Below are 12,569 nucleotides of genomic sequence, written 5' to 3'. Positions count from 1 at the left end.
TCAGCACCCCGATCCTCAGGCAGCAGCACGAAAGTCGTGATCGCGCCGTGCGGTGATTTCGGCCAACGCCGCCACCAGCTCGAGAATCATCTTCGTGCTGTGTAACGGACCGGGCGTAAAGCGCAGGCGCTCGGTTCCGCGCGGCACGGTCGGATAGTTGATAGGCTGCACGTAAATTCCATAGCCGGCAAGAAGCTGGTCGCTGATATGCTTGGCCCTGATCGGATCACCGACCATCAGCGGCACAATATGCGTATCCGTCATGAGGACCGGCAAGCCCGTCCTTCGCATTTCCGCCTTGAGGAATGCAGCGGCGACCTGCTGCCCCTCTCGTTCAGCGTGGCTTTTCTTCAGATGCCGAACCGCGGCGAGAGCACCGGCGGCAAGCACGGGCGAGATCGACGTGGTGAAAATAAAGCCGGGTGCATAGCTGCGGATTACATCGACGATTAGCGCATCCGCAGCGATATAGCCGCCCATGACGCCGAAAGCCTTGCCGAGCGTGCCCTCGATGATCGTGACGCGCTGCGCGACCGCATCACGCTCGGTGATCCCGCCGCCACGGGGGCCATACATCCCGACCGCATGGACCTCGTCGCAATAGGTGAGCGCGTGAAACGCATCCGCGAGGTCGCAGATTTCGGCGATCGGCGCGACATCGCCGTCCATCGAATACACGCTCTCGAATGCGATGAGTTTCGGCGCGCGCGGATCGGCCGCCGCGAGGAGCTCGCGCAGGTGATCGAGATCGTTGTGACGGAATATTTGTTTCTGGCATCCAGAATTGCGTATGCCCGCAATCATCGAGGCGTGGTTGCAGGCATCGGAAAAGATGATGCAGCCGGGAAGTATCTTGCCAAGCGTCGCGAGCGTCGCGTCGTTGGAAACATAGCCCGAGGTGAAGAGAAGCGCGCGCTCCTTGCCGTGCAGGTCGGCGAGTTCCGCCTCGAGGTCGACGTGATATTGTGTATTGCCGCTGATATTGCGCGTGCCGCCCGATCCGGCACCGACGTCGCGCAATGCCTCTGCCATGGCGGCGATCACTGCGGGGTGCTGGCCCATGCCCAGATAGTCGTTCGAGCACCAGACGGTCACCGGCATCGGCGCCGCGGAGCCTGTAAAGCGCTGGGCGTAGGGATACTGGCCGCGGGTCCGCAAAATGTCCGCGAAGACGCGGTAGCGCCCTTCCTCGTGCAGGCGCGCGATCGCCCGGCTGAAAATCCGATCATAATGCATGCGTCGCCCCTCCGGCAGATTCTGTCCAAACCGGCATTCAGACTATGGCGCTTCCCAACCGAGCGTCGCGTCCGGTGTTTTCCCTCCGGAATATCCCTTAGGGCGCAGACCCGGATTTCCGCGCGCCTGACCTCCATCTATTCGGCACCCACCGACAATCCGATCGCCAACAGGGGGTTCCGATGATCCATTCGAAAAGGCTCTGGCAATGGCTGGGAGCAATATTCCTGCTCTCCTTTGCCATCCTCGGCCTGCTGGGCCGTGAAATCTATGTAAAGGCACCGCCTGTACCGGAGGCGGTCGTCGCGCACGAAGCCACCGTCTTTTCGCGTACCCAGATCGAGACGGGCCGCGAGGTCTGGCAGACGCTCGGCGGAATGCAACTCGGCTCGATCTGGGGTCACGGCGGTTATGTGGCTCCGGACTGGGGCGCCGACTGGCTGCACCGGGAGGCTGTTGCGCTTCTCGACATATGGGCCCGGGAAAAGGCAGCGGTTTCCTTCGCGGCGCTTGGCGCCGACGACCAGGCCGCGCTCCGCGAGCGGCTGAAACGCGAGCTGCGATCCAACAGTTACAATCCTGAAACCGGCGCGATAACCATTTCGAAGGCGCGCGCCGAGGCGGTCGCCCAGGTAGCGGACCATTACCGGCGGCTGTTCAGCGGCGACCCCGCGCTCAGGACGCTGCGGACGCAATACGCCATTCCGGAGCGATCGCTGACCCGCGACGAGGATCGCACCAACCTGGGCGCCTTCTTTTTCTGGACCGCGTGGACGAGCGTGACGCAGCGTCCCGGCGAACCGATCAGCTATACCAACAACTGGCCGCACGATCCGCTGGTTGGCAACGTCCCCTCGGCGTCTCTGGGCATGTGGTCGATTGCGAGCGTTCTTTTCCTTATCGCCGGAATCGGGCTCCTGACGTGGTTTCAGGCGCGCCGCGGCGAAGATGAACATGCCGATATTCCTGTCCGCGATCCCCTCATTGATGCCGTGCCGACGCCGTCGATGAAGGCATCGCTCAAATATTTCTACACAGCAATCGGGCTCTTTCTCGCGCAGGTCGTGCTTGGCGCCGTGACCGCGCACTACGCGGTGGAAGGTCAGGACTTCTATGGCTTTCCGATCTCGGATTTCATTCCCTATGCCCTGACGCGCACATGGCACACGCAGCTCGGCATATTCTGGATTGCCACGGCGTGGCTCGCCACCGGCCTCTACGTCGCGCCGCTCCTGTCGGGACACGAACCAAGGTTCCAGCGGCTCGGCGTAAACCTGCTCTGGGGCGCGCTGCTCGTTGTTGTTCTCGGCTCCTTTGCCGGTGAATGGATGGCGATCCAGCAGAAGCTCGGACACGGCACCAATTTCTGGTTCGGACACATGGGCTATGAATTCGTCGATCTTGGACGCTTCTGGGCCATCCTGCTTTTTGCAGGCCTGATGATCTGGCTGGGCTTGATGGGCCGGGCACTGTGGCCGGCGCTCAGGACACCGTCGGAGAGCCGCGGTCTCATCGGCATGGTATTCGTTTCCACGGTCTGCATCGGCCTGTTCTTCGGCGCCGCGCTGACGTGGGGACGGCACAGCCCGCTCTCCATGATCGAATATTTCCGCTGGTGGGTCGTCCATCTTTGGGTCGAGGGATTCTTCGAGGTGTTCGCGACGGCGGTCATCGCCCTGATCTTTGCAGGGCTTGGTCTGGTGCGCGCGCGCGCCGCCAATATTGCGGTGATCTTTTCAACCACGGTTTTTCTCACCGGCGGCATCCTCGGCACGCTGCACCACCTCTATTTCTCGGGAACGACCACGCCCATCATCGCCTGGGGCGCGATGTTTTCGGCACTCGAGGTGGTCCCGCTTGCGCTCCTCGGCGTCGAGGCGCTTCACAACCACCGCATGACCAGGGCCGCGCCGTGGGCGGCGACCTACAAATGGCCGATCCTTTTCTTTGTTGCGGTGTCGTTCTGGAATCTCGTCGGCGCGGGCCTGCTTGGTTTCGCGATCAATCCGCCGATCTCGCTCTACTATGTGCAGGGGCTCAATCTGACCCCAAGTCATGGTCATGCGGCATTGTTCGGGGTCTACGGCATGCTCGGCATCGGTTTGATGCTGTTTTGCCTGCGCACGAGCTTCCGCGGCAGCGCCTGGTCCGACGCGCTCCTGAAGCCGGTGTTCTGGTCGCTCAATCTCGGGCTCGGAGCGATGGTTTTCCTGAGCCTCGTCCCGGCCGGCCTTTACCAGGCGTATCACAGCATCACCACGGGGTTCTGGTATGCGCGCTCGCCCGAGATCGTGCACAGCAAGATCATGGAAACGCTCGTCTGGATGCGCGTCCCAGGCGATATCGTGTTCAGCCTTGGTGCTGTCCTGCTGGCCGTGTTCATGGTGAGACTGCTTTTCGGCGGTCGCCCTGCGACGCGCAATCTCGGCGGCGTGGAGCCCGCTCCTGCCGAATAGCCGAAACCCAGGGGCCGCCTCGACGATCCGTCCGGGCGGCCCCGCAATGGCAGAGAAAGCGAACATGGCCGCCGAACACGCTCGCCACGACCGCCTCATGAAGTCGCATCCGCTGTTTCGCGCGGGCTTTCGTCCCTTCTTTCTCGGCGGTGCGCTTTGGGCAGTCGTCGTCATCACGCTGTGGGTTCTGTCCCTGACCGGCATCCTGATTCTGCCGTCAGCATTCGATCCGCTCGCCTGGCACCGTCATGAGATGCTGTTCGGCTATCTCGGGGGAATCATCGCCGGCTTTCTGTTGACCGCCATTCCCAACTGGACGGGGCGACTGCCGGTTGCAGGCATGCCCCTTGCCGCGCTGGCGGCGCTCTGGCTCGCGGCGCGCCTGGCGGTGCTCAGTTCGGCTGTTGTCGGCGCGCATACCGCACTCGTCCTTGATGTCGGATTCTTTGCCGCGCTGGCTGTCGTTGCGGCGCGCGAAGTGATCGCCGCGAACAACCGCAACCTCCCGATTGTGCTCGTGGTCATCTTGCTTGCGGTCGCCAACGCCCTCGACCATGCCGAGGCGCTCGGCGCCGCGGGGCTCGCCGGGCTCGGCTGGCGCATGGGCTTTGCGCTCGTGCTGATGCTGATCGCGATGATCGGCGGACGCATCATTCCGTCATTCACCCGCAACTGGCTTTCCCGGGAAGGCCACGCCGAAAATCTCCCGAGGCAGCCCGACCGGTTCGACATCCTCGCGCTCGGTGCGACGGCGGCCGCGCTCGCCGCCTGGGCGACGGTGCCCGCAGCGCAGGCGGCCGGCGCACTGCTCATTCTTGCAGGCATCCTGCAAGCGGCGCGGCTCGCGCGATGGTCTGGGCTGCGAACAATGCGCGAGCCGCTCGTCATCATCCTCCACATCTCTTATGCATGGCTGCCGCTCGGCATGCTGCTTCTGGGGGGAAGCACCTTTCTGCCCGGCCTTCCTGCCTCGTCCGCGCTGCACGCACTTGGCGCCGGTGCGATGGCATCGATGACGCTGGCGGTGATGACAAGGGCAACGCTCGGTCACACGGGCCGAGCGTTGCAGGCCGATCCCGTGACGGTCGCGATCTACGGCCTCGTTACACTCGGAGCGGCACTGCGCCTGGCGGCGCCGCTGCTGCCCTTCGATTATGTTCCAATGCTCGCCCTTGCCGGCACCCTCTGGGGCGGTGCCTTTGCGCTGTTCATCCTCGCATACGGAGCGATGCTTGCCGGGCCGCGTCCCGACGGCAGACCCTGAGGATGGGAAAGCAGGTCAGGCGAGCCGGGCAATCATGACCATCCGGACCAGCTCGGACAAGGTCCGGGCGCCCATCTTGGTCATGGCGTTCGCGCGGTAGACTTCCACCGTGCGCGCGCTGATGTCGAGGTCGAAGGCGATGACCTTGTTCGCCTTGCCCTCGACAAGCCCGTCCATTACCTCGCGCTCGCGGCCCGACAGTGTGGCGAGCCGTTTCACGATCTCGGCGCGTTCGGTCTCGGCCTCTCCCCGACCCTGGTACTTGGCGAGCGCGCTCCGGACGGCGACGAGAATGGCCTCGTCGCTGAACGGCTTTTCAATGAAGTCGGAAACACCGGCCCGCAGGGCCTGGATCGCCATCGGAACGTCGGCATGGCCCGTAATCACGATGACGGGGTCGGTCACCCCGAGTGTCTCGAGCCTCGCCAGCAAGTCGATCCCGCTCATCCCGGGCATACGGACATCGGTGATGATGCAGCCATGCCGCATCGTCGGCACGCCGCGCAGGAAATCGGCCGCGGAGTCGTGCGTTTGCGTGGCGATGCCCGAACAGTCGAGCAGGAAGGCAAGCGACGCGCGAACGCCCTCGTCATCGTCGATCACATGCACGGTCGGATCATCGGCCATCGCTAAGCTCCTCCTTGTCGACGCTGGGCACGGTGAACCGGAACGTCGCGCCCCCGGTGCCTTCGGATTCCACCCAGATCTGCCCGCCGTGGGCTTCGACGATCGTGCGGCAGATGGAAAGCCCCACGCCCATGCCATCGCGTTTCGTGGTGACGAATGGACGAAACAGCTGGTCCGCAACATCGGCCGAAACCCCGCGTCCGGTATCGCTGACCGTGACAACCGCCATATCGTCCCGCGCCGGGTCGATACACAGGGTAAGGTCACGGCGCTCCGCGCCGGCCAGCGCTTCAACAGCATTGCGAATGAGGTTGAGGATCACCTGCTGGATCTGCACCTTGTCCACGAGAACCAGATCGACCTCGGGGCTGAGCTGAAAGCGGACGCGAATCCCGTGCTCCTTTGCCCCGACGAGCGCGAGCGCGCTTGCTTCCTCGATCAGCTTGGGCAGGCTCTCGACGCGCCGCTCCGTCTCTCCGCGCGCCACGAAATCGCGAAGCCTGCGGATGATCTCGCCGGCACGCAAGGCCTCGCCTGCGGCCTTTTCAACGGCGTCCGCGACGCGCGCCTGGGGCACTTCGTCGCGCTCGAGGAGCATCTTGCTGCCCATCAGATAATTGCCGATCGCGCTGAGCGGCTGGTTGAGCTCGTGCGCGAGCGCTGACGCCATCTCGCCGAGCGCCGTCAGGCGCGAAACATGAACAAGTTCGCTCTGCAGTTCCTGGAGCCGCGTCTCCGTCTGCTGTCGCTCGGTGAGATCGCGAACGAAGCCGGTGAAGAAGCGCCCCCCTGCCAGATTCATTTCGCCGACCGCCAGCTCCATCGGGAAGGTCGAGCCGTCCTTGCGCTCGCCGACAACGACGCGGCCGACGCCGATGATCCGACGCTCGCCCGTCGCATAATATCGCCTTAAGTATCCGTCATGTGCCTCGCGATAGGGACTCGGCATCAGAATCTTGACATTCTTGCCGGTGACTTCATCGGCCGACCATCCAAACTGATGTTCGGCCGCATCGCTGAAATCGCGGATGAGCCCCTCCTCGTCGATCACGATCATGGCATCAGGAACCGTTTGCAGGATCGACGTCAGATGCGCCTCGCGCCGCGCAAGCTCGCGCAGCGTGAGCGCTTCGCTTTCGCGCGAACGCTGCAGCCATCCGCCGCCCAGCGCAATGACAGCGCCCATACACACGAAAACAATCGCTGCGATACCGTCACCAGCCAGCACATCCCCCGTGACCGCATCGGCAAGAAGTCCCGCCGCAGCCCCAGCGAGCGTCAGCAGCAGAGCGGGGACAAGCCCCCTGACCGCCGCGATCACCACCGCCGGCACAAAGAAGATGTAGGTCGCGCGCTCCTCCAGCAGCGGATCGAAGCCGAGTCGCGCTGCAAGGCCTGCCGCCAGCACCCCGAACGCGATGAGCGTCCAGACGGCCGCATTCACGCGGCTCCAGAAGGGCCGAACCCGGAGCAGCCCCGGCAATGGCCGCAGCGCGCGCGGCGGCGGAGACTCAACTCCGGTGTGCGCCGTAGGAGAAAGACCCAAGTTTCGGCTCCCGCAGTCACGCTTTACAGCGCGGTCCAGCACGTTGCGCGAATTCTGGCGCCCGTGTCCAAAGGAGACAGCCTCATGACCCCTCCCCTCGTCGACCTTGCCATACATCACAAACCGCAAGGCCTGCCAGACCGCATCGCGCTCGGCTTCACCAAGGCGCTGCGCTGGACCGCCGACACTTTTTTTGCCGCCCGCTACGGCCACCGCGCGGTTGTGCTCGAAACCGTCGCCGCGGTGCCGGGTATGGTCGGCGCGACGATCAACCACCTGCGGTGCCTCCGTCGCATGTGCGACGATGGCGGCTGGATCAAGACCCTGATGGACGAGGCCGAGAACGAGCGGATGCACCTGATGACATTCGTCGAGATCTGCAGGCCCACCTGGTATGAACGCGCCGTCATCATCGGCGTGCAGTGGCTGTTCTATCTCGCCTTCTTCGCGCTTTACCTCGTGAGCGCCCGCACCGCGCACCGCGTCGTCGGCTATTTCGAGGAAGAAGCTGTCATCAGCTATACGCATTACCTCGCCGAGATCGACGGAGGCCGGTCCGAGAATGTCGCTGCCCCCGACATCGCGAAGCGTTACTGGCGCCTGTCTGACGACGCAACGCTGCGCGACGTGGTTCTGCTCGTGCGCGCGGACGAGGCGCATCACCGCGACGTCAACCATGGTTTCGCCAACATGCTGGCGGGGTTGCCGCAGGGCGCGGTCGGCCGCTGTCCCCCTCACGTCGCGCTCGAGCCGGGCTGGAAAGAGGCCGCATGATGCGCGGCGGGGGACAGCCGGAAAGGGAGCCGTCATGTCGAAAAACATTGTCATCCTGATCGATGCCGATCCCGCCGTACGGTCCTCGATCGCTTTTGCGATGGGGGTCGAGGGCTACGAGGTTGCCAGCTATGCCAGCGCTGCCGATATCCTTGCGACGTCCGATCCACTGGAGGGCCTGTGCGTGTTGATCGACCATCGCTTGCCCGACGTGGACGCGCTTGCCCTGCTGGCACGGCTCCGCGCCCGCGGCGCGGCCATGCCCGCCGTCGTGGTCACCAGCAATCCGACCCGGCGGTTTCGGCAGCGGGTCAAGGATGCCCGCGCGCTGCTGCTTGAAAAGCCGTTGCTCGGAGACGCATTGATCGCAATGGTTCGACGGGCCGCTGGGATCAGCAACGGCCCGCTAGCAGCATGACGCAAGAGCCGAGAGCGCTAGGAATATGGGCGCAATGGGGAGGCATTACGTCTGCAAAGGATGCCTTGGACATATGTGGTGCCGGCTTCCGAAAGAGCTTCGGTCGCCGGCTACCCGCGGCGGAGCGCTGAGTGACGCGCTTGAAGTTTAGGTAGCAAAATGCTACCCAACGGCCTGGAGGTTACCCATGGCCCAGTCCATCAAGCTTGGTGACGACATCATGAAGATCGTGCGCCGCGAATCCGAGCTGCAGAGCCGCTCGATCGCCGGTCAGATCGCCCATTGGGTGCGCATCGGCCGCGCCATCGAAAAATCCGGCAATTTCGATCATGCCCGCATCACCGCTGCGCTCGCCGGCGACATCGGGACCACTGAACTAACCGACGAGGAGAAGGACGTCTGGCTCGACAGCTTTGTCGAGAAAATGGGGCAGCCCGGGCCTGACGAGGAGGCTTTCTTTGCCCGGCGGCGGCAGCTCGGGCTTGGTGTCGGCCTCGACGCAGCCGGCAATCTCGTGCGTGAGAAGGCTGCCCGCCGCGGATGAAGCCGACGATGATCGTGCTTGCCGGGCCGAACGGTGCCGGCAAGTCCACACTCTACGAGACCCGCGTCGCGCCGAGTTTCGCAGGGCCGTTCATCAACGCCGACATCATCCAGCGCGACGACCTGCGCGATCCGTCACCCGCCGCGTCTTACAAAGCGGCCAGGATCGCGTCTTCGCGCCGGACCGACTATCTCGCCGAGGGTCGGGATTTCGTGACCGAGACCGTCTTCTCGCACCCTTCCAAGCTTGAACTCATCGACGAAGCGCGCACGCGCGGTTACACCGTCATCGTGATGCATGTCGGCGTCGACACGCCAGACCTCTCCGTCGCGCGCGTCGGCGCCCGCGTCGAGGAGGGCGGACATGTCGTCCCCGAGGACAAAATCCGTGCCCGCTATGCGCGCGGTGCGCCTTTCATCCGCGCGGCGGTTCTCAAAGCGGATCGCGGCATGGTCTTCGACAATTCAAGCCTCAACCAGCCGCCGAGCCATGGCCTGACCTTTGCCAACGGACGCCTGGTCTTCGCGGTGCCGCGCCTGCCGAGCTGGATCAGATTGATCTATAAAACAGACCTTGAGATCTAAGGTTCTCTGCGGATGATGGCTGGCTTCAGACGCTCACAAATCAGCCGGTAAAGGTTCCGTGCCGGCATCGCGATCGAGAGGATTAGGCCGCTGCCATAGTCGCCCAGGCCGGTATGAAAATCGATTTCAAAGCGCAGCGCCGCTTTCTGAAGAGGATATCCCTGCTTATTTGTGCTTCGACTTTCCTTGCTTGCGGGCAAGGCTGATCCAGATCTCGACCTCCTTCCGGTCGCGATTGACGAGACGTGCCGCAAGTTTACTATCCCCCCGCTCGATCGCCGCGACGAGGTCGTCGTGCAAAGACTGGAGAGAACGGGTCGATGTGCCGGGCGCTGCAGGGCCGGTGAAGTGCAGAAGTGCCTTGAATGCCTGTTCGATGCGGGCGCGGTGCGTGCGGTAGAGTTCAGCAGCAAATCGGCTTTCGCCGGCTTCCAGGATGGCGATGTGGAGATCGGTATCCACTGCCGCAACCGCGTTTATATCCTGGGCCTCCAGATGCTCCTTGGCCCGCTCAAGGAGTTGCCGGATCGCCTTCATCTGGCGCGCGGTGCGCCGGAGCGCTGCCTGTTCGGCGGCCGGTGCTTCAACCGCATAGCGGAACGCATAGATATCCGCCGCCTCGTCGAGGCTCATCGCACTTTGCGTCTGCGCCTTCGCACGACGATGATCGACCACGTAAGAGCCCGAACCCGTGCGCGTTTCCACCCGATTGAGGTGGCTGAGCACCCGCAGCGCTTCCCGGATGGTCGAACGGCCCACGCCGAACTGCGCGGCAAGCTTCATTTCGGGCGGAAGCCTGTCTCCAACCTTGTAGACGCCCTTCTCCATGGCGTCCTGAAGCGCTTCGATGACCTGGTCGACCAGATAGTGCGGCCGAACCTGTCCACCCTCTGGAGAACCCTTGTCCCTGTTCATTCGATCCCCGGCGCTGTCGTCGTCAGCATCCCTTAGCAAGCGCGCGCCATCTGTAAAGCTGTCATACAGCCGGGGAGCCTTTGCGGCAAAGACCGGTCAGTATAGCTCGTGCGTCAGGCCGTGTTCGTAGAAGGCATTCAGCTGGTCGACGCTGAGTTCCGTGATCTTCGCCATGTCGGCGAGAACCTTGCCGACGGTCGGGAAGCCGCTGACATCGGGCCAGTCTTCAGGTTTCCACAGGTGCGACCGGCGGAAGGCCTTGCCGCAGTGGAAATAGGCTTCGCGAACGCTGACCTTGACCGCGGCCTTGGGAATCTTGCCCTGCTCTGCCAGCCGTTCGAGTACAATGGGCTCTCGCGTCACGATTGCGGGTCCGTTGATCCGAAGGAACGTATCGAGCTTCGGCGCCATGAAGAGAAGGCCGACGCGGCCGTTCTCGATCACGTTGGAGAAGGTCTCCATCTTGTTGTTGCCCGGCCAGTCGGCAAACGCCACGGTTTTGCGATCCAGAGCCTTGACGAAACCGGGCTCCCCGCCGCGCGGTGACGCATCGAGCCCGGCTTCCGTCTCGGACGCCACGCAGACGATCGGTGCCAGTTTCATGTACTGGATCATGTAGTCGTGGATGAAATCGAACTTCGATCTGACGATCAGCGGGCTCGGCATATCGTAATGCTGTCGTAGCTCCTCGATGCTTGAGATCTTGTAAGGATCGGACTCGGTCATCGCAGACTCCTCGGCTAATCGATGAACTCGGCGGACGGGTGCGCGCGCGGAAAACGGCGCACATAATCCAGGAAACGCGCCAGCGTCGCATCCGCGCGCGTCAGCGAGCCGACGCGGAAATGGATCGTCTGGCCGATCGCCGAATCCTCCATCGCGATTGCTACCTCGTGAAGGCGGGCCTCTTCCAGAAAGGCGCGGACCTCGGCTTCGTCCTCTGTACGCTCCGCCGCGAAAACGGAGAACAGGCGACTCTGTGATGGCGCGGGAAGACCCATGGCGGTCATGAAGCCGAACCAGCGCCCATCGAGCGTGCCCGTCTGAAAGAAGATCGACGTGCCGACGATACCGGCACGGATGGTCATGCGCCGACTGCCCCAGAGGCCGTCCATGTCATAGAACATGCTGTGATCCGTCCAGGCCACGTTCCCTTCGGGGTTGGGCCCTTTCAGGTCGAACTTGTGCAGGTACAGGAGGTGCTGGATATCGGGCGTCTGTGCGCAGATGATCCACGGATCGATGTTCATCGGCACCGGGAATTCCTGCGTATCGGTGAGGATATCGGCATCCGGGAAAGGCCAGTCCGGAATCGCGAACCACGGCTCCTCTCCGTTGAATGCCCAGATGAGGCCATGCTTTTCCTGTGTGGGAAAGGCAAACAGCGATGCCCGTCGGGGCGCAGGGTCACCGCTGCCGGTTTTCTGGCAGATGCCCTCCCTGTTGAATTCCCACATATGATACGGGCACTGCACGTGGTTGCCGACCACCTTGCCGACGGAAATGTCGGCGCCGAGGTGCGAGCAGTAAGCACTGGTTACCTGCGCGGTGCCATCTGTACCGCGGAAGGCGATGACACGACCGCCGAGGAACGGGAACCCCTTCACCTCTCCAAGGCCGATATCGGCGGACATGCAGATGGGAAACCAGCTTTGCGTATATAGCCCGCTTTCGCCCTCCATCGGAACATGTTCGCCCAGCAGGCGGCGCCTGCGCGGCCGCGCCGTATCGGTTTGGATGACTGTCGCCATTCTTCGTGCCTTTCGATCAGTTTCGTTGGCCGGGCAGGAGCGCATCGACCTGAATTTCCACCAGAAGCTCGGGAAAAAGCAGCCGCCTGACCTCAACGCCCGTAGAGGCCGGGAAAGGGCCACGTCCGTAAAAGGCCTTGCGTCGCGGTATCGCGGCGCCGAGCGCGTCCATGTCGGTAACGTACATGACCTCCCGAACAACATCGCCGAAACCCAGCCCGAACCCGGCAAGCGTGCGGCCGATCTGGTGGTAGACGAATTCAAACTGCGCATTGAAATCGCCGACGTGAAGCGGCCTGAAATCCGCATCCAGACTGGCAGTGCCCGAGACGTGCAGAAGCCTGCCGTCGCTTACCGCCTGTGCAAAGCCGATCTGCTGCTGAGCGGCCTGCCATTCGGGGAGGAAAAAGCGGTTGTCATCGTGCATAACTCGTCTCCATTGGTCCGGCTGTCT

13 protein-coding genes are annotated in these 12,569 nt (G+C 63.3%); 6 read left to right on the top strand and 7 right to left on the bottom strand.

The window, feature by feature from the left end; translation table 11 throughout:
* Positions 1-15: 15 nt before the first annotated feature.
* Positions 16-1,236, bottom strand: coding sequence for a 5-aminolevulinate synthase (gene hemA, locus H2052_RS12125; RefSeq protein ID WP_293781984.1), 1,221 nt, complete (start codon positions 1,234-1,236; stop codon positions 16-18).
* A gap of 182 nt (positions 1,237-1,418) precedes the next feature.
* On the opposite strand from hemA, the gene H2052_RS12120 reads away from it, so the two are divergent.
* Entirely contained in the window at positions 1,419-3,692 is a 2,274-nt protein-coding gene (locus H2052_RS12120) for a nitric-oxide reductase large subunit (protein WP_293781982.1), read from the top strand.
* Between the two features lie 46 nt (positions 3,693-3,738).
* The gene (locus tag H2052_RS12115) at positions 3,739-4,956 is read left to right on the top strand and encodes an NnrS family protein (protein ID WP_293781980.1); all 1,218 of its coding nucleotides are present in this window, start codon (positions 3,739-3,741) and stop codon (positions 4,954-4,956) included.
* Positions 4,957-4,971: 15 nt separating this feature from the next.
* On the opposite strand, the gene fixJ is transcribed toward H2052_RS12115, so the two are convergent.
* Positions 4,972-5,583 (bottom strand): response regulator FixJ, encoded by a 612-nt coding sequence (gene fixJ / locus H2052_RS12110; RefSeq protein WP_293781978.1) that lies wholly within the window; start codon positions 5,581-5,583, stop codon positions 4,972-4,974.
* A complete protein-coding gene (locus H2052_RS12105; RefSeq protein WP_293781976.1) occupies positions 5,573-7,027 on the bottom strand; it encodes a PAS domain-containing sensor histidine kinase in 1,455 nt (484 codons plus the stop codon). The genes fixJ and H2052_RS12105 overlap by 11 nt, the downstream gene beginning before the upstream one ends.
* Positions 7,028-7,213: 186 nt before the next feature.
* Here H2052_RS12105 and H2052_RS12100 point away from each other — a divergent pair, with 186 nt between their 5' ends.
* The 4 genes from H2052_RS12100 to H2052_RS12085 all read left to right on the top strand — a co-directional run bounded on the left by H2052_RS12100 (position 7,214) and on the right by H2052_RS12085 (position 9,449).
* On the top strand, positions 7,214-7,903 hold the full coding sequence (locus tag H2052_RS12100; protein WP_293781974.1) for an alternative oxidase: 690 nt from the start codon (positions 7,214-7,216) through the stop codon (positions 7,901-7,903).
* Between the two features lie 34 nt (positions 7,904-7,937).
* Entirely contained in the window at positions 7,938-8,321 is a 384-nt protein-coding gene (locus H2052_RS12095; protein WP_293781972.1) for a response regulator, read from the top strand.
* Positions 8,322-8,508: 187 nt separating this feature from the next.
* The gene (locus H2052_RS12090; protein ID WP_293781970.1) at positions 8,509-8,865 is read left to right on the top strand and encodes a ParD-like family protein; all 357 of its coding nucleotides are present in this window, start codon (positions 8,509-8,511) and stop codon (positions 8,863-8,865) included.
* The gene (locus H2052_RS12085; protein ID WP_293781968.1) at positions 8,862-9,449 is read left to right on the top strand and encodes a zeta toxin family protein; all 588 of its coding nucleotides are present in this window, start codon (positions 8,862-8,864) and stop codon (positions 9,447-9,449) included. Before H2052_RS12090 ends, H2052_RS12085 begins: the two co-directional genes overlap by 4 nt.
* 165 nt (positions 9,450-9,614) lie before the next feature.
* On the opposite strand, the gene H2052_RS12080 is transcribed toward H2052_RS12085, so the two are convergent.
* The 4 genes from H2052_RS12080 to H2052_RS12065 all read right to left on the bottom strand — a co-directional run bounded on the left by H2052_RS12080 (position 9,615) and on the right by H2052_RS12065 (position 12,542).
* Positions 9,615-10,364 (bottom strand): FCD domain-containing protein, encoded by a 750-nt coding sequence (locus H2052_RS12080; RefSeq protein WP_293781966.1) that lies wholly within the window; start codon positions 10,362-10,364, stop codon positions 9,615-9,617.
* A gap of 96 nt (positions 10,365-10,460) precedes the next feature.
* Positions 10,461-11,090, bottom strand: coding sequence for an MSMEG_1061 family FMN-dependent PPOX-type flavoprotein (locus H2052_RS12075; RefSeq protein WP_293781964.1), 630 nt, complete (start codon positions 11,088-11,090; stop codon positions 10,461-10,463).
* A 14-nt stretch (positions 11,091-11,104) separates the two neighbouring features.
* Positions 11,105-12,115, bottom strand: a complete 1,011-nt coding sequence (locus H2052_RS12070) for a Rieske 2Fe-2S domain-containing protein (RefSeq protein WP_293781962.1) — start codon at positions 12,113-12,115, stop codon at positions 11,105-11,107.
* Positions 12,116-12,131: 16 nt separating this feature from the next.
* Positions 12,132-12,542: a RidA family protein gene (locus H2052_RS12065; protein WP_293781960.1), complete on the bottom strand. Its 411-nt coding sequence runs from the start codon at positions 12,540-12,542 to the stop codon at positions 12,132-12,134.
* Between the last annotated feature and the right edge of the window lie 27 nt (positions 12,543-12,569).

This window comes from Sphingosinicella sp. (genome assembly GCF_013911755.1).
Taxonomy (GTDB): domain Bacteria; phylum Pseudomonadota; class Alphaproteobacteria; order Sphingomonadales; family Sphingomonadaceae; genus Sphingosinicella.
Note: the sequence above shows the minus strand (reverse complement) of the source record. Positions and strands in the feature narration are given on the sequence as shown.

Bases quoted from the DNA above. Each gene is read 5' to 3' on its own strand.
- H2052_RS12115 (WP_293781980.1), top strand. From the start codon at position 3,739: ATGGCAGAGAAAGCGAACATGGCCGCCGAACACGCTCGCCACGACCGC.
- H2052_RS12090 (WP_293781970.1), top strand. From the start codon at position 8,509: ATGGCCCAGTCCATCAAGCTTGGTGACGACATCATGAAGATCGTGCGC.
- H2052_RS12070 (WP_293781962.1), bottom strand. From the start codon at position 12,115: ATGGCGACAGTCATCCAAACCGATACGGCGCGGCCGCGCAGGCGCCGC.
- H2052_RS12075 (WP_293781964.1), bottom strand. From the start codon at position 11,090: ATGACCGAGTCCGATCCTTACAAGATCTCAAGCATCGAGGAGCTACGA.
- H2052_RS12065 (WP_293781960.1), bottom strand. From the start codon at position 12,542: ATGCACGATGACAACCGCTTTTTCCTCCCCGAATGGCAGGCCGCTCAG.
- H2052_RS12080 (WP_293781966.1), bottom strand. From the start codon at position 10,364: ATGAACAGGGACAAGGGTTCTCCAGAGGGTGGACAGGTTCGGCCGCAC.
- H2052_RS12120 (WP_293781982.1), top strand. From the start codon at position 1,419: ATGATCCATTCGAAAAGGCTCTGGCAATGGCTGGGAGCAATATTCCTG.
- fixJ (WP_293781978.1), bottom strand. From the start codon at position 5,583: ATGGCCGATGATCCGACCGTGCATGTGATCGACGATGACGAGGGCGTT.
- H2052_RS12100 (WP_293781974.1), top strand. From the start codon at position 7,214: ATGACCCCTCCCCTCGTCGACCTTGCCATACATCACAAACCGCAAGGC.
- H2052_RS12095 (WP_293781972.1), top strand. From the start codon at position 7,938: ATGTCGAAAAACATTGTCATCCTGATCGATGCCGATCCCGCCGTACGG.
- hemA (WP_293781984.1), bottom strand. From the start codon at position 1,236: ATGCATTATGATCGGATTTTCAGCCGGGCGATCGCGCGCCTGCACGAG.
- H2052_RS12085 (WP_293781968.1), top strand. From the start codon at position 8,862: ATGAAGCCGACGATGATCGTGCTTGCCGGGCCGAACGGTGCCGGCAAG.